Source organism: Corynebacterium sp. TUM25020 (assembly GCF_056388495.1).
Map to the genome: position 1 here is coordinate 206,761 of NZ_JBWJFG010000002.1, position 16,546 is coordinate 223,306.

At 60.1% G+C, this 16,546-nt stretch carries 13 protein-coding genes; 7 read left to right on the top strand and 6 right to left on the bottom strand.

What is annotated here, in order from left to right; translation table 11 throughout:
• Window positions 1-9: 9 nt before the first annotated feature.
• Window positions 10-630 (bottom strand): hypothetical protein, encoded by a 621-nt coding sequence (locus AC05K6_RS03855; protein WP_476727828.1) that lies wholly within the window; start codon window positions 628-630, stop codon window positions 10-12.
• Window positions 631-760: 130 nt separating this feature from the next.
• On the bottom strand, window positions 761-2,164 hold the full coding sequence (locus AC05K6_RS03860) for a dipeptidase (protein ID WP_448306991.1): 1,404 nt from the start codon (window positions 2,162-2,164) through the stop codon (window positions 761-763).
• 230 nt (window positions 2,165-2,394) lie between these two features.
• Here AC05K6_RS03860 and groL point away from each other — a divergent pair, with 230 nt between their 5' ends.
• The 3 genes from groL to ppk2 all read left to right on the top strand — a co-directional run bounded on the left by groL (window position 2,395) and on the right by ppk2 (window position 5,524).
• Complete coding sequence (gene groL / locus AC05K6_RS03865; RefSeq protein WP_476727829.1) at window positions 2,395-4,038, top strand: chaperonin GroEL; 1,644 nt, start codon at window positions 2,395-2,397, stop codon at window positions 4,036-4,038.
• Between the two features lie 297 nt (window positions 4,039-4,335).
• The gene (locus tag AC05K6_RS03870) at window positions 4,336-4,461 is read left to right on the top strand and encodes a PorACj family cell wall channel-forming small protein (protein ID WP_168163075.1); all 126 of its coding nucleotides are present in this window, start codon (window positions 4,336-4,338) and stop codon (window positions 4,459-4,461) included.
• 172 nt (window positions 4,462-4,633) lie between these two features.
• Window positions 4,634-5,524 (top strand): polyphosphate kinase 2, encoded by an 891-nt coding sequence (gene ppk2 / locus AC05K6_RS03875; protein WP_005296894.1) that lies wholly within the window; start codon window positions 4,634-4,636, stop codon window positions 5,522-5,524.
• On the opposite strand, the gene AC05K6_RS03880 is transcribed toward ppk2, so the two are convergent.
• From AC05K6_RS03880 to AC05K6_RS03890, 3 genes are read right to left on the bottom strand one after another with little or no spacing between them, the layout of a single operon-like run.
• The gene (locus AC05K6_RS03880) at window positions 5,521-9,426 is read right to left on the bottom strand and encodes a Pls/PosA family non-ribosomal peptide synthetase (protein ID WP_476727830.1); all 3,906 of its coding nucleotides are present in this window, start codon (window positions 9,424-9,426) and stop codon (window positions 5,521-5,523) included. The two genes, ppk2 and AC05K6_RS03880, sit on opposite strands and share 4 nt — an antisense overlap.
• A gap of 7 nt (window positions 9,427-9,433) precedes the next feature.
• Entirely contained in the window at window positions 9,434-9,880 is a 447-nt protein-coding gene (locus AC05K6_RS03885) for a MarR family winged helix-turn-helix transcriptional regulator (RefSeq protein WP_448306994.1), read from the bottom strand.
• A 32-nt stretch (window positions 9,881-9,912) separates the two neighbouring features.
• Entirely contained in the window at window positions 9,913-10,224 is a 312-nt protein-coding gene (locus tag AC05K6_RS03890) for a rhodanese-like domain-containing protein (protein ID WP_293791046.1), read from the bottom strand.
• A gap of 102 nt (window positions 10,225-10,326) precedes the next feature.
• On the opposite strand from AC05K6_RS03890, the gene AC05K6_RS03895 reads away from it, so the two are divergent.
• Window positions 10,327-12,738: an HAD-IC family P-type ATPase gene (locus tag AC05K6_RS03895; protein ID WP_476727831.1), complete on the top strand. Its 2,412-nt coding sequence runs from the start codon at window positions 10,327-10,329 to the stop codon at window positions 12,736-12,738.
• Window positions 12,739-12,863: 125 nt separating this feature from the next.
• On the opposite strand, the gene AC05K6_RS03900 is transcribed toward AC05K6_RS03895, so the two are convergent.
• Complete coding sequence (locus tag AC05K6_RS03900) at window positions 12,864-13,346, bottom strand: inorganic diphosphatase (RefSeq protein WP_293791047.1); 483 nt, start codon at window positions 13,344-13,346, stop codon at window positions 12,864-12,866.
• A gap of 46 nt (window positions 13,347-13,392) precedes the next feature.
• Between AC05K6_RS03900 and dacB the strand changes: the two genes are divergently transcribed.
• The 3 genes from dacB to hpt all read left to right on the top strand — a co-directional run bounded on the left by dacB (window position 13,393) and on the right by hpt (window position 16,501).
• Window positions 13,393-14,727 carry a D-alanyl-D-alanine carboxypeptidase/D-alanyl-D-alanine endopeptidase gene (gene dacB / locus AC05K6_RS03905; RefSeq protein WP_448307000.1) on the top strand — a complete coding sequence of 445 codons (1,335 nt, stop codon included), beginning with the start codon at window positions 13,393-13,395 and terminating at the stop codon, window positions 14,725-14,727.
• Window positions 14,728-14,736: 9 nt separating this feature from the next.
• A complete protein-coding gene (gene tilS / locus AC05K6_RS03910) occupies window positions 14,737-15,795 on the top strand; it encodes a tRNA lysidine(34) synthetase TilS (protein ID WP_476727832.1) in 1,059 nt (352 codons plus the stop codon).
• Window positions 15,796-15,919: 124 nt separating this feature from the next.
• Complete coding sequence (gene hpt / locus AC05K6_RS03915) at window positions 15,920-16,501, top strand: hypoxanthine phosphoribosyltransferase (RefSeq protein WP_293791050.1); 582 nt, start codon at window positions 15,920-15,922, stop codon at window positions 16,499-16,501.
• Window positions 16,502-16,546 lie beyond the last annotated feature (45 nt).

The following is a 16,546-nucleotide window of genomic DNA, read 5'->3' on the forward strand; positions in this document are numbered from 1 at the left end:
CGTGAGCTATTAAAAGTGCAGGCGGGAAGCCGCGTTGCACAGAGCGTTCGCGATAGAAGTATCGCGATCCGCGCCGAAGCCGACGGCCCATACACGCTTGGACTTGTGCACCGCGTAGATGAAGGTCACCGTGGCCTCGAAGATGTCGTACTGGTGGAACTCGGCGATCTCTACCCGGAATCCGTGGTCGGCCAGAGTCTCGCTCATGGCAGAGGAAGCTCCCATGGCGGTGATCTGTACGCGAGTTGACTGACCATCAGCGCGCAGGCCGCTGACTTGCATGTCAAAGTCGTGCCGCCCCAGCGAGCGACGTGCGGACTTCAGGTAATCCACGCGGATCGTAGCGGGAGCGTAGGTGCGGATAAACTTCTTCCACTCCATGCCGCGTGCTTCCTGACGCATGCCTACCGGCAGACGCTGGCCGAAACGAGCGCGGAAAGGATCCTCCGCGAAAGTACGGGTGCGCTTGCGACGCTTTTCGATACGGGTGTGAACCGGCTCGCTGTACGTTTTCGCGGTGGAGCGACGGCCGCTGGGGAGCGGGGTGTATACAGGCGCATCTAGATCCAGGTCCTGGTCCGGGCTCGCAAAACGGATCAAGGTCGTGGTGTTCGTAGAGGAAACGTTCATGATGACTCGAATTTCTGGAACAAGATCTAGTGGCTTAAAAGGGGTGCCGTGGGGGCGCCTCTATAAAATATTGCTACTTAAATAATGTAATCCGTCTCACTATAAGAATCAAATTGTTGTTTAGTTCTCATTAGATGAGATTTTCGGCGGTGCGTAGCAGGAATAGCAGTTCTGCCGTCGCGATGGCTTCGATCTCCGCCGGATCCACCGATTCGTCCGCCGAGTGGATGCGGCACGTCGGTTCTTCGATGCCGAACAATGCAAGCTCTGCCTCTGGGTGGGCAGCCAGCAATTTATTTGTTAGCGGGATGGATCCGCCGGACGCGACCTCCATAGTCTTCTTGCTGTACACCTCGCTCAGTGCCTCCCCGAGCAGCTGCAGTGCCGGGCCGGAAGTATCCGCCTGGAAGGCTTCCGCCAAAGAGCCACGCTCGATCTCCATCTCCGCATTGACCTTCTGGCTTTCCAGGTGCTTGACCAGCAGATCCTGGCACTCCTGCGGGTTGCGTCCCGGGGGGACGCGCAGGCTAACTACAGCCGCAGCCGTTGCAGGAACGGAATTCACCGAGTTCGCCACGGATAGCGCATCCAAACCTGTGATCGTGATGGAGGGGTTCATTACCGTCAGATCGTTCGGCTGCCACTCGCCGGTGCCGTAGAGCTCCACGCCCTCGGTCACCGTGGCATTGTCGCGGAATGCCTGTTCGGTTGGTCCGACGCCACCCCAACGCTCCTTTGGTTCCAACCCCGGGACGGCCACCAGGCCGTCGCTGTCGTGCAGGGTGGATAGTAGTTGCACTAGCTCTACGAGGGCATCGGGAGCCGCGCCGCCGAATTGGCCGGAGTGCATGGGTTGCTCCAGGGTGCGGAGTCGCACTGTCACCGGTGCGGAACCGCGCAACGCGGTGCACAGGCTTGGCTCGCCCAAAACGTCATTGCCGGAATCGGCAATCAGGAAAGTGTCGGCAGCGAAAAGCTCCGGCTTCTCGGCTAAAAGGTCCTCCAAGCCATAGCCTCCGCGCTCTTCCGAGCCTTCGACAACGATCCGGATGCCGAGTTTCTTAGCGGCGGGGAAGTGGGCGTCCGAAAGAATGGAAAGGGCGCGCAGTACTGCAACGTGCATGGCAACGTGGCCTTTGCAGTCAGCGGTTCCGCGGCCATACCAGCGACCATCGCGCTCGGTAAGAGTCCACGGGTCATCGGTCCACTCGGTTACATCACCCGCAGGCTGAACGTCGAAGTGCGAATAGAGAAGGATGGTGGGGTAGCCCTCGGCAGGTTCACGCAAGCCAATGACGGAGGTGGAGCCATCGGTGGTGACATGGCCGCTGACGGGAATGCCTACGCTGGTGAAAGCATCAACGACCCACTGGGCGGCCGCGGCGTTATCTTCCTCCAGTCCTGGGGTGGAGTGGACAGACTTGAAAGATACGAGTTTGGTGAGGTCTTCCTTGAGCTGCGGCATCTGCTCCGCGATGGCGGTGCGTGCGAGGTCTAACTGAGAGGCATTGGAATCAATGTTGGTATCGCTCATAAATAACTACTGTAGCGACCGTCTCGGACAGCTGACTCTCCTGGACAGTATCTTGCAGACAGCAAGGGAGAGTGCTAAAAACGGGGTTAGCACTTGAACTAAGGGAGTGCCAGAAAATAACCGTCAGATGAAGTGAGGGTGGACGTCGCGACATTCGTCCCCCGTGCCGTCGCGGGCGCTTGATCTGAACCGTATGTGTCGCCAACTCTAACGGAGGATCGAAAAGCCTCATGGCTAAAATGATTGCATTCGACGAAGAAGCACGCCGCGGGCTGGAAAAGGGTCTGAACACCCTGGCAGACGCGGTTAAGGTAACCCTCGGCCCGAAGGGACGCAACGTCGTCCTGGAGCGCAAGTGGGGCGCCCCGACGATCACCAACGACGGTGTGACGATCGCTCGCGAAATCGAGCTGGAAGACCCCTACGAAAAGATCGGCGCAGAGCTGGTCAAGGAAGTTGCCAAGAAGACCGATGACGTCGCTGGCGACGGCACCACCACCGCTACCGTTCTGGCTCAGGCTCTGGTCCGTGAAGGACTGCGCAACGTGGCAGCCGGTTCCAACCCAATGGGTATTAAGCGCGGTATCCAGGCTGGCGTGGAGAAGGTAACGGCTGAGCTGCTGGGGCACGCCAAGGAGATCGAGACTCAGGAGCAGATCGCCGCTACCGCCGGCATCTCTGCTGCTGATGAGAAGATCGGCCAGCTGATCGCCGAGGCTATGTACAAGGTCGGCGATGGCCAGCTGAACAAGGACGGTGTGATCACCGTTGAGGAGTCCAACGCTTTCGGTGTGAACCTTGAGGTTACCGAGGGTATGCGCTTCGACAAGGGCTACATCTCCGGTTACTTCGCCACCGACGTAGAGCGTGGCGAGGCTGTTCTGGAGGATCCGTACATCCTGCTGGTTAGCTCCAAGATCTCCAACGTAAAGGATCTGCTGCCGCTGCTGGAGAAAGTTATGCAGTCCGGTAAGCCGCTGCTGATCGTTGCTGAGGATATCGAGGGTGAGGCTCTGTCCACCCTGGTTGTGAACAAGATTCGTGGCACCTTCAAGTCCGTCGCCGTGAAGGCACCGGGCTTCGGCGACCGCCGCAAGGCACAGCTGCAGGACATTGCGATCCTGACCGGTGGCCAGGTTATCGCGGAGGAGGTTGGCCTGTCCCTGGAGACCGCCGACCTGCCAATGCTGGGCGCCGCCCGCAAGGTTGTGGTGACCAAGGACGACACGACCATCGTCGATGGTGCAGGTTCCCCTGAACAGCTGGCTGGCCGTATCAAGCAGATCCGCCAGGAGATCGAGAACGCAGACTCCGACTACGACGCAGAGAAGCTGCAGGAGCGACTGGCTAAGCTGTCCGGCGGTGTTGCAGTGCTGCAGGTCGGCGCTGCTACCGAGGTGGAACTGAAGGAGCGTAAGCACCGTATCGAGGATGCCGTGCGTAACGCTAAGGCAGCCGCAGAGGAGGGCATTGTCGCCGGCGGCGGCGCAGCTCTGCTGCAGACCGCCAGCGTGCTGGACGACAACCTGGGTCTGGAAGGCGACGAGGCAACCGGTGTACAGATTGTGCGCGCCGCCCTGGCTTCCCCGCTGAAGCAGATCGCCCACAACGCTGGCCTGGAGCCCGGTGTGGTTGTCGATAAGGTTGCCAACCTGCCTGTCGGTCAGGGTCTGAACGCTGCCACCGGCGAGTATGTGGACCTCCTGGAGGCCGGCATTTCCGACCCGGTGAAGGTGACCCGTTCTGCGCTGCAGAACGCCGCTTCCATCGCCGCGCTGTTCCTGACGACTGAGGCTGTTGTCGCGGATAAGCCGGAGCCTGAAGCACCGGCTATGCCGGGTGCCGATGAGATGGGTGGCATGGGCGGCTTCTAAAGGCTTTAGCCCGAGTTTCTCGGGGCTTGGAAGAGTCCCGGAAAACTGTTAAAAATAGCTAGTTTCCCTAAAATTTACCTAGGTATACTAACCGTAAAATAACCCCTGAGCAGGGACTTTACCAAACTGTTACCCCCTGCTGGGGGAATGGTGTGGGGAAGAGTCCTCTCAGGGGTTGTGTTGTTTCGCAGATACGCTACTGTATTCCCCAGACGGCCTACAGGGGGCGTCACTACCACTAGAAAGTTCTGGGCACAGAAAAACTGGCGCCCCTCAATCTCTTAAGAGGAGAACATCATGATCGATCAGATTACCACCATCTTCGGCCAGCTGGGCGACTTCCTGGGCGGCTTCGGCAACATCTTCAAGGGCCTGAAGGACGTTATCAAGACCATCGTTGCTTGGACCGGTGCTTCCAAGTAAGTTCCGCTTCTAGCGATTGTTAAAACCCCGGCTTCGGCCGGGGTTTTTTCATGCCTAATTGAGCCGTGCTGTATCGCAACATTATTCAGCGCTGTATGGCAACACCGAACGCACTAGACTAGATAGTGTTAATTAGAGTCTAAAAGCTTCAGGCGAAGGAGAACCTAGGCACATGGCCGAAGAAGAATTCCATATGGTTGATCTGGCCGCTACCGAGGGCTACTTGGTGGACGATTCGGATGAAGACGATCCGGTACTGATCACCCCCGACGGCCACCGCGTCGATACTTGGCGCGACCAGTACCCCTACGACGAGCGTATGAGCCGTGAGGAGTACGAAACCACCAAGCGCGCCCTGCAGATCGAGCTGCTGAAGTTCCAGAACTGGACCAAGGATACGGGCCAAAAGCACATCATCATTTTCGAGGGACGCGACGCTGCCGGCAAGGGTGGCACCATCAAGCGCTTCAACGAGCACCTCAACCCCCGTGGTGCCCGCACTGTGGCTTTGGAGAAGCCTTCTGAGCGCGAGTCCACCTCCTGGTACTTCCAGCGCTACGTCCAGCACTTCCCGTGCGGCGGCGAGATCGTCTTCTTCGACCGCTCCTGGTACAACCGCTCTGGCGTGGAGCGCGTGATGGGCTTCTGCACCAACGATCAGCACGCAGAGTTCCTGCGCGAGGTTCCGATGCTGGAGAACATGATCATGGGCTCGGGCATCTCCCTGACGAAGCTGTGGTTCTCCGTCACCCAGAAGGAACAGCGCACCCGCTTCGCCATTCGCCAGGTGGATCCGGTTCGTCAGTGGAAGCTTTCCCCTATGGACCTGGCTTCCCTGGACAAGTGGGATGACTACACCCGTGCCAAGGAAGAGCAGTTCCGCTACACGGACACCAACGAGTCCCCGTGGATCACCATTAAGTCCAACGACAAGAAGCGCGCTCGCATCAACGCTATGCGCTACGTCCTGTCGAAGTTCGAATACGCCGACAAGGACCACGAGGTCGTCGGCGAACCGGATCCGAAGATCGTCAAGCGCGGCCGCGACCAGATCGGCGACTAGTCGACGATTTCGATCGGGTTGCCCTGCCACCTAGTGGCTGCAGGCACGTGGTCGCCGCGCATAACTAGTGACGCCGGGCCGACCGTCGCTGCCTGCTCGATCGCTGCGGCAGGCAGAGCCACGCTGTGTGGCCCCATCGTTGCACCGTCACCGAGCGTGACGGTATCCAAACTCATCACTCGGTCCTGGAAAAGGTGCGTCTGCACCACACAACCCGGGCCTACGCTGGCACTCCGGCCGATCTTCACCAGATCCGCCTCTGGCAGCCAATAGGTATCCAGCCAAGCACCCCGGCCGATCTTTGCGCCGAGGGCGCGTAGGAACATATTCAGGCTGCCGGTGCCCATTGTGTGGGCCAGGAACCATGGGCCGGCCACGGTCTCCACAAACTGATCCTGCAGCTCGTTGAGCCAGACGAAAGCCGACCAAAGTTGGTGGTCGCCAGCCTTGATGCGCTGCACACACAGCCACTTCATCAATACCGTCACCGCCGCGGCTACAAAGCCCGCGCCGACGAGAACTACGCCAGAGACAGCGAACGTCTGCCAGATGCCCTGGTGCACCAGCACCCACTGAAGTGCCAGCACCACACCCGCGGCAATCATGGCGGAGGTCATCGGCGCCAGCAGGCGCAGAGTCTCCACAATGCCACGAGCCACCTTCAGGCCGAAGCCCGGGTTATAGGTGCGGGACTCGCCGCCAGCTTCCACGGTCACGCGACGTAGACGCTCCGGTGGGGAACCCAGCCAGTTGCTGCCGGACTTCGTCTTCTCCGGGGTAGAGGAGAGCACAGCCACCAAAGAGTTCTTCTTCAGCGTACGTTCCGGGCCGGCAATACCGGAGTTGCCCAGGAAGGAGCGCTTACCGACCTTGGTGTTGCCGGTAAGCATCCAGCCACCACCGCCGAGCTCATAACCACCGACCATCGTGTCATCCGCCAGGAATGCGCCTTCACGCACCTCGGCGAAGCGCGGCACCATCACGGCGGTGGAGATCTCAGCGTCCTTGCCCACCTTGGCGCCCAGGCTGCGGAACCACAGCGGGGTCAGCTGGGCGGCGTACATCGGGAACAGCTGAGTACGGGCACTATCCATCAGACGCTCAATGGCCCATACCCGCCAGCCACTGAGGCTGCGGACGGCCACCACGCCCGGCTTAAGGCCTATAGATAGCACGCGAACGAATAGCCAAGTCAGTGCGGTGTAGGTGGCAAATGCCACCAGGCCACCGGCTGCTGCAAGGGGAAGTGCCAGCAAGGGGGCGTCGGAAGGAACAAGCCATAGTACGAACGCAGCGGCGGCGAAGAGTGCCACGAGAGGCAGTAAGGACATGACGATTGCGCTTAGCGCGTAGAGCCAGAACCACATGGTGCGGCGCGGGGCAGCCTGCTCTGGGAAGCGGTTGCGGGCCTTGCCGACTTTCACCGCGGGCGAACCAGCCCACTGCGACCCTGCCTTGACCTTCTTGGCTCCCGTCACAGCCGAGCCGGGCTCGATGTGAGCACGTGCGCCGATGCGCGCGCCCGGGAACAGGGTAGAGCGGGCGCCGATAGAGGCATCCTTGCCGATCTCAATCCTGCCGACGTGCAGTACGTCGCCCTCCAGCCAGTAGCCAGAAAGATCCACTTCCTGCTCGATAGAGCAGTGCTTACCCAGAGTGAGCAGGCCGGTGACTGGTGGAAGGGTGTGCATCTGCGCACCCTTGCCGACCTTTGCACCCAGCCAACGAGCGTACGTGGTAATCCAGGCCGCACCCGAGACATCGCGAGCGCCGGAGGAATCCGCCACGCGTTCGGCAGCCCAGATACGCAGGTGAACCGAGCCGCCACGTTTGTAATCGCCCTCGCTGATGCCGGCGGTTATCAGGCGAATGAGCAGCGCGGACAGCGGTAGGCGGCCCAATGGAGTAGCGAAGACGATAACTGCAGCAATGACCACGGCCAAGGGAACGTCGACGACCCACGGGAGGTCGCCCGCCCAGGAGGAGCCGTGGAAGAGGATTGCATTAAACACCAGGATCCAAGTGACCCATTGCGCGCCCGCTAGGGTTAGCGCCGGAATCTGGATTAGCGCCTGCGCCAGGCGGGTGCCGATGCCCACCGGTTTGGCGGGTTTCACGTCCTTGGCCTGTGCGCCGGAGCTGGTTCCCTTGGTACCGGCCTTCTCGCGCTTAGAGTCGATGTGCTCGGCCAGGGCGGCCAGACGAGAGTGATCATAAAGATCGCGCACGCTGACAGTCGGGACTTCCTTACGGACGCGACTAATCAACGTTGCGGCACCCAAGGAGGTGCCACCGAGATTAAAGAAATCCGCATCCGGGCTGTTCACTGCAGTGCCCAGGGCATCGGCGAACAGTTCGGCTAGCCATTGCTGGGTCGGGTTGTCGAACTCAGCGGTGCCAGTGGAGGGCAGTGGCCACGGCAGAGCCTTCTTGTCCACCTTGCCGGAGGTCGTTACCGGCAGCTCGTCCAGCGCGCAGAGGCGCGGAACCATGGCTGCGGGCAGTGCATCGCGCAGTTGCTGCAGAGCCTGTTGCTGGTCGAAACTCTCTACGCTTTCCTCTGTAGAGACGTATCCCACCAGTACCTTGTCTCCGCCACCGGTGGTCTGTACGACGACTGTGGAACTGCGCACGCCGGGCAGGGCGGATAGCGCCGCGTCTACCTCGCCGAGTTCGATTCGACGCCCACCGATCTTCACCTGGTCGTCGATGCGACCGACGAAGTACAGGCCATCTTCCTCGAGGCGTACGTGGTCACCGGAACGATAAGCACGCTCCCAGCCGAGCTCCGGCATGGGCGCGAACTTCTCTGCATCCTTTTCTGGATCCAAGTAACGAGCCAAGCCAACGCCACCAATGATGAGTTCGCCGGTTTCGCCCCAGCCGACCGGCTGGTTGTTGGCATCCACGACGGCTAGATCCCAGCCGCGGAGGGGAGTGCCGATTGATACCGGGCGCACCCCATCCATGGTGGTGCCGCAGGCAACGACGGTGGCCTCGGTCGGGCCATATGTGTTCCACAGTTCGCGGGAGTCGGTGGCCAGGCGGGCGGCCAGTTCTGGCGGGCAGGCTTCACCGCCGAAGATCAACAGGCGTACTGCGTCCAGAGCTTCGTCAGGCCAGAGTCCAGCCAGGGTAGGCACGGTGGACACAGCGGTCACGTTGCGGGAAACCAGCCAGGGCCCCAGGTCCACGCCGGAACGCACGAGGGCACGCGGGGCAGGCACTAGGCAGGCGCCGTGGCGCCAGGCCAGCCACATTTCCTCACACGAAGCGTCGAAGGCGACGGATAGGCCAGCCAGGACACGGTCGCCAGGAGCCAATGGCTCATCCTGTAGGAACATTTCGGCCTCAGCATCCACGAAAGCTGCGGCGTTGCGGTGCGTTACCGCGACACCCTTTGGCTTACCCGTGGAGCCGGAGGTGAAGATGATCCATGCATCGGTCTCTAGGTCAGGGCCGAAGGTCTTAGCGGAATTATCGGAACCGGTGCTCGAACCGGTGTGCAAGGTCTCGTCAACTACCCGCAGCCCGTCGGCGCCGTAGATTGCGGCCACATTGGCTTCGCCAAAGACAAGGGAGGCTCGTTCCTCGGGGTCGTCGGCGTCCACAGGTACATAAGCAGCACCGACTGCGAGGGTCGACAGAATAGCTATGTAGAGCGCGCGATCACCGCTGGGCATGCGAATACCGATGCGGTCGCCGCGACCAAGGCCGCGCTCGTGCAGCCATTTAGCGGTCGTTTCGATCTCGTCGAGGAGCTCGGAATAGGTAATGACCCCCTTGCCGTCGTCGATGGCGGGGGCTTCAGGGCATGCCGAAGCCGTCGCACGAACAATGTCGATGAGCGTGCGAGGCTCCGGTGCCTCGTTAGAACGGAGGTACCGGGAAGGGATGTGCACTGTGGGTCTAGGCCTCCTCGCTCGCGATGATGGCCTTGGCTAGCTTGCTCAAGTGCTTCAGCTGCTTGGAGGTCGAGTCATCAAGTGCCCTATCCTCTGCGGCGTGAACCAGTGGGGCCAGGCCACTGTAGGCCTTATTGCCCTTCTTGGTTACTGAGATGATCTGGCGGCGACGATCCTTCGGATCTTTGACCCTCTTCGCGAGGCTGCGCTTTTCCAGGGAATCGACGAGGCGAACCATATCGGAACGATCCACTCCAAGGATTTCACCCAGCGTTGCCTGGCTAGCTGCATCGCCATCGACGAGGCAGGCAAGAACCCAGAATTCACGCAGGTTGAAGCCCTCTGCAGCGAGCGCCGTCTCCACAAAATCGCGAGTGCGACGGCGGAGGCGCTCAAGCTGGAATGAGGGCGAAGACAACAAGTCAGCGGGTAGTGGCATAGATTCGGACATGCCACAAATATAACGCTGACAATGGGTGTTGTCTAATTGTGGGGTTGCCCCACGATGGGGAGGCCGGCGTCGCGCCAACCAGCCGTGCCATTGGCCACGTTGATAGCTTCGATGCCGTTTTGCTCAAGCCACTGGCAGGCACGGGCGGAACGGCCACCAGATAGGCAAATGAGGTAAATATCCTCGTTCAGATCCAGCTCGCCGTATCGGGCCTGCAGCTCGGAAAGAGGAAGGTTAATCGCGCCCTCTGCATGCCACTGGTTGTATTCATCCACCTCGCGGATGTCGACCAGCTGCGCGCCGGAGGGAACGTCGGTGGGCTGTACAGTCTCGAATTCACTCATGTCGCCCCATTGTAGGCAAGGGTTGGGTGGGGAGTTAAGTGGAGTTAAATGGAAGGAGCACTGAGAGCAGTTTTCTAGTGGCCATCAACGAAGGAGGTTGAAGTGGAGAGCACGAGCGGGCGGGTTTATACCGACCCCACGCGGGGGCTCACTACTGAAGAGATAGCAGCACGCACGCAGCGCGGCGAGATTAATGCGCCGGGCAGCGGAACCGGCAGGAGTGTGGCACAGATCCTGCGCGCCAATATCTTCACGCGCGTCAATGCCATCCTCGGTGTGCTGTGTGCAATCGTGCTGTCCACTGGCTCAGTGATCAATGCTGCCTTCGGCCTACTTATCATCGCCAACTCCGCGGTGGGCGTGATCCAGGAACTGCGGGCCAAGAAGACTCTCGACAAGCTGCGCATTGTCGGCGAATCAGAAGCAACTGTCATCCGCGATGGTGCAGAAAGGTCCATTCCACAGCACGAGGTGGTGTTGGGGGACATCATCAAACTTCGCCCCGGTGACGAGGTCGTCGTGGACGGTACCGTGGTTTCCGGTTCTATGCGCGTCGACGAATCCCAACTCACTGGGGAAGCCGATGCTGTGTCCAAGGCGGAAGGAGCGGAAATCCTTTCGGGCTCCATTGTCAATGAGGGCTCCGCATTGTTTCGCACCGACAAAGTCGGAGACGAGGCCTATGCCGCACGCTTGGCGTCGCAAGCAAGCGAGTTTTCGCTTACCGATTCCGTGCTTATGAACGGGATCAATAGCATCCTCAAGGTCATTACCTGGCTGTTGATCCCCACCGGCATTCTTACAATCTGGACACAGCTTGTGCGTTCTGGCACGAGCCTGCGCGAATCCATCCTCTCAATGGCTGCCGCGATCGTTCCGATGGTGCCGGAGGGACTGGTTCTCATGACTTCCATAGCTTTTGCCGCGGGCGTAATCCGCCTCGGCAAGTTCAAAGCCCTGGTCAACGAACTCGTAGCCATTGAGGGCCTCGCCCGCGTCAATACTGTATGCACGGATAAGACCGGAACGCTCACCACGAATCAGATGGAGCTGGACTCCATCGTCACCGCCGAAGGAAACGACGCGGACGAATCCTGGAGCCGCAACCTCGCCGCCATGCTGAGCGCCCAGGACGAGCTCAACGACACCGCCCGATCCATCGTGTCTGGGCTGCGCGAATGGGGCGTAGAATCCGAACAGTGGCAAGGCCAAGAGATTCCCTTTAACTCGCGGTACAAGTTCTCGGGGTTCGCTGTGTCTAATGCCACTGCGTGGATCATGGGCGCGCCCGATGTACTTCTGCACGAAGGAAGCCCCGCCGCCAAAACAGCCAAGAAACTAGGGGATCAGGGGCTTCGCCTTCTCGTTTTCGGCCAGGTCAAAGGCGGCGGTCACGATTGGATGAACACCGACAGCCTCACCATGGATGCTGCTCCGCAACTCGACGAACCTGTGCTGATTGTGCTGCGCCAACAACTGCGCTCCGATGCCCGCGAGACGCTTGAGTTCTTCGATAAACAAAACGTGGACATCAAAGTCATCTCCGGCGACAACCCGGACTCGGTGGCAGCCGTGGCACGCAAGGCTACGGACCGGGAGCTTGTGGCGGTCGACGCCCGTACTCTCAGCGACCTGGATGAGGCAGCCTTTGACGAAGAGATTGCCCGTGCAAACGTCTTCGGGCGTGTGAGCCCCGAGCAAAAACAGCAAATGGTGGAATCTCTGCACCGACAGAATCGCACGGTCGCGATGACCGGCGATGGAGTCAATGACGTGTTGGCGCTGAAGAAAGCCGATATTGGCGTAGCCATGGGGTCGGGTGCACCGGCGACACGCAGCGTGGCGCAGCTGGTGCTGCTGACGAATAAGTTTTCCGCGCTGCCGCGCGTGGTGGCCGAAGGGCGCCGGGTGATCGGAAATATCGAGCGCGTAGCCCACCTTTTCCTGACGAAAACTGTGTATTCGGTGGTGCTCGCACTAGTGGTAGCGGTGCTGGGTATCGCGTTCCCATTCCAGCCGATTCACGTGACGATCACTGGATGGTTCACTATCGGTATTCCAGCGTTTGTGCTGTCTCTGGCTCCCAACACGGAGCGCCCACGCGAAGGGTTCGTTCAACGCGTGCTGTCCTTGGCCATCCCCTCCGGAGTGCTTATCGGCAGCATCTGTGTGGCGATGTGGATCATCATCTACCCCGGCGCCGATGTGCCGGAGATCCAACGGCAGCAGGCCGGGACTGCCGTACTTCTGGCGCTGATCACTATGGGGCTTTGGGTGCTGGGCATCGTGGCAAGACCACTGGTCTGGTGGAAGGTACTCCTGCTGGTCTGCTGTGTGGGCGGATACCTGGTGATTTTCCTCGTTCCACCATTCCGCGAGCTATTGATGCTGCACCCGGAGAATCTGCAACTTATGAGTTTGGGTCTGGCCGTAGGGGCGGGCGGTGCTGTGCTTATTGAGATTGCCCACCAGGCAGCCACCCGCTGGCAAAAGAAAACGGAGGGGGATCGTTAATCCCCCTCCGAAGGCCTAGCTCGTCAGGCTGGCTAGGCTGATTCTCTCGCCCGGCCAGACTTAACGGCGTCGAAGGATAGACGCTATTAGGCAGCACAACTAGGCAGCGCATACATTCAGCGCGATTAATCCTGGTGGCGATCGATGGCTTCCTGCAGGATGCGCTCGGCCTCAGCCTTGTTGCCCCAACCGGAACCATTGACTTCCTTGCCCGGCTCCAGGTCCTTGTAGTGAACGAAGAAGTGCTCGATCTCGTTCTTGGTGAACTGATCGATGTCTTCGATGTCTTGGAACTGCTCGAAGCGGACGTCGTCCAGTACGCACAGCAGCTTGTCGTCACCGCCGGCCTCGTCGGTCATCTTGAATACGCCGACCGGGCGAGCCTTCACGATCACGCCAGGGAATACCGGCTCCGGCAGGATCACCAGTGCGTCCAGCGGATCGCCGTCCTCGCCCAGCGTGTGGTCAATGAACCCGTAGTCAGCCGGGTAGGCCATGGGGGTGAACAGGTAGCGATCCAGGTAGACCTTGCCGGACTCGTGGTCGACCTCGTACTTGTTGCGGGAACCCTTCGGGATTTCAATGGTTACTTCGATGTTTTTGCTCATGCGCACCATTCTAACCGAGCGGTGTTTTTCGGCTAGGGTGAAGCGAGTGAGTAAGCAGAAGTCCCTGAAAGTCTGGCTGTGGAGCATCGTCGCCTTCGTAGTCGTCGTCGCTCTAGTGGTGGGGGCTGCTGTGGTGTGGTCAATGAGCAACCGCTATGAGGTGCACGAGCCCCAGCAGATTGCCGAACCCACTGCAGTCATGAACACTCCCACCGGATCGGTGCCCGACGTGCAGACTGCCGTGCGGCGCGCTGCCGCGGATCCCGCCTTGGGCGTTCTTTCTGCCTCCGTCACGGATGTGGAGACTGGCGAGGTGCTGTGGGCCGAGGATGAAAACCAAAAGCTCACCCCGGCGTCGTCGACCAAGATTTTTACGGCCGCAGCTGCGCTGCTGGCGCTGGACCATGACAGTACGTGGCGCACTGAACTACTGCAGGATCCCCAGGATCCGAGCACACTCATTCTGCGCAGCGACGGAGACGTGACCTTGTCGCGCAATGGCGAGGGGTTCTTCACTGATGCGGCCTCTATTGCCGAGTTGGCCAAGGAAGCAAAGAAACAACTCGGTAGCCAATCTGTGACTTCCATCGTGGTCGATAACTCACCGCGTTCTGGCGACCTCTTCAATGAAACCTGGGATCACGACGACATCGATGGAGGCAATGTCGCCAACCTCGATGCCGTGATGCTTGATGCGGGCCGACTCGATCCCAATAAGTCCGATTCCGCTCGTTCCCACACCCCCGGCGAAGATGTGGGGCGCGCTGTAGCTGATGCGCTTGGCGTGGATGCGAAGGTTGCTGTCGAAGACGAAATGACGCCGAATTCCAGTGGCGCCAAATCCATTGCAACTGTCACCTCTGCACCGCTAAAGGTGCGCTTGCGCGACATGCTGGTACACAGCGATAACTTGCTGGCAGAGGCCATTGGCCGCGAGGTTGCCAAGGCAAAGGGGGCGCCAACGACCTTTGAGGGCGCTACCGGTGCGACGCTGGACGTGCTGCGTGAACACGGTATTGATACGGCCGATGCAGTGCTCTTTGATAATTCCGGAATGAGCGAAAAGAACCGCCTGACCGCCCATGAGTTAGACGGCGTGCTGGCCAACAAGGACGTGCGTCCGATTCTGGACCTGCTGCCGGTCTCCAGTGTGGAAGGCACCCTGGAGGCACGCTATGGCGAAGGCTCCGGAGCGGAGAATTCCGCCGGCTGGGTGCGAGCTAAGACCGGCACTCTTTCTGGAGTGAATGCTCTGGCAGGAACAGTGATGACGGCCTCTGGCAGGCCACTGACCTTTGCTTTCCTGTCGAATGAGTCGGATCCAAACACCGCTCGTCCGGCTCTGGATCGGTTGGCGAACGCGGTGCGTACAGCTCGGTAGTTTTCTCTCATGAGCGTTCAATCGGAGATCCGGGCCTGGCTGCAGGAGTTGGATCACCCAGGTGCACCCACGATCCGAGCGCAGCAGGTGCGCGCCGGGGTAGCCGTAGGGCTGTCGGGCGGAGCCGATTCCCTGGCACTCGTACACGGCTTACTGCGCTGTGACATCCCGGTGCATGCGGTGGTGGTGGATCATCAACTGCAGGAACGCTCCGCGGAGATTGCATGTAAGGCCACGGAGACCGCATGCACGCTGGGAGCTACCGCGGAGATCCGCACCGTTGATGTCGATGGAGCGGGGGAGGGGCCGGCGCGCGAAGCACGCTACCGTGCGTTAGGTGCCGCAGCGGCCGGGAGGCCACTACTGGTTGCTCACACTGCCGACGACGATGCCGAGGGAGTACTCATCGGGTTGGTTCGCGGATCCGGAGCAGAGGCCATTGCGGGGATGCGCGCCGTACACACTGACCATGCGGCAGTGGCTGCGGGCGCAGCATGGCTGGGCCGCCCCCTGCTGCGCTGTACACGGAAACAAACGGAGGCCGAATGCCGCAGCGCGGGCGTGCAGTGGTGGGAGGACCCACACAACTACAGCAATGCGTATCTACGCAGCCGTATTCGCACCCAGGTGCTGCCCTTTTTGCACGATGCTCTCGGGAAACACTTCGGAGCCAATGTGGCGCGAACCGCACGGATGCTGCGGGAAGACGTCGAATTGCTCAACGCTTTGGCGGAAAGGGAGTTAGCGGTCGCTGAAAAGGGGGCGTCATTAAACTGCGCCGAATTACAACGGCACCCAGCGGCGCTGCGGCGCAGGATCGTGAGGCGGTGGCTGACCGATAGAACGGGACCTCTGACAAGTAGCCATCTCAAGGCAATAGATGCGCTGGTTATGGCGTGGAAAGGGCAGGGAGGTACCGCGGTGCCATGGCCTGTGGAGGGGCCTTTGGAAGAAAGTCCAGGTGGGGTGCCGGGCTCACCTACAATGAATGAGAAACGGCGTACCCACCGACTGGTGGTACGGCGCTGCGAAGGGTATCTGCAGTTGGCGACTGTCCCCCGGTCGTAGCTGCGCGCTAGAATGCCAGGCAGGCATTAAAGGCGGAGAAGTCGACGACGGAATACCGCCGAGAAAACACCCCAGTAGCTACCCGAGAACTAACACAGCCAATCACGACGAGACGAGGTCTGCGATGCATAGCGAAAAGAACTTCAATGTCCCGGAAAATCCGTACGGCGACGACCTAGAAAGTGTCCTCATTGACGAGGAAACGCTGCAAGCTCGCGTTGCAGAACTGGCTAAGGCCACCGCTGATCGTTTCCGTGATGAAGAAGATGACCTCATCCTCATTTGTGTGCTGAAGGGCGCGGTGTTCTTTATTACCGACTTCGCACGGGCGCTGGATATCCCAACTCAGCTGGAGTTCATGGCAGTGAGCTCTTATGGCAATTCCACGAGCTCTTCAGGCGTGGTGCGTATCCTCAAGGATCTGGATCGTGACATCGAGGGTCGCAACGTGGTGATTGTCGAGGACATTATCGACTCCGGACTGACCCTGTCCTGGCTGATGAAAAACCTGCGTAACCGCCATCCGAAGTCGCTGTCCGTCGTTACTTTGCTGCGTAAGCCCGAGGCTCAGAAGGTACAGATTGAGCTGGCCGATGTTGGATTCGAGATTCCCAACGAGTTCGTCGTGGGCTATGGCCTGGACTTCGCCGAACGCTACCGCGATCTGCCCTACGTGGGTACTCTGCACCCTCGCGTTTACGAATAAAGCACTGTTCGCACGGCTTTTTAACTCAACAACTCACTAGGAAAT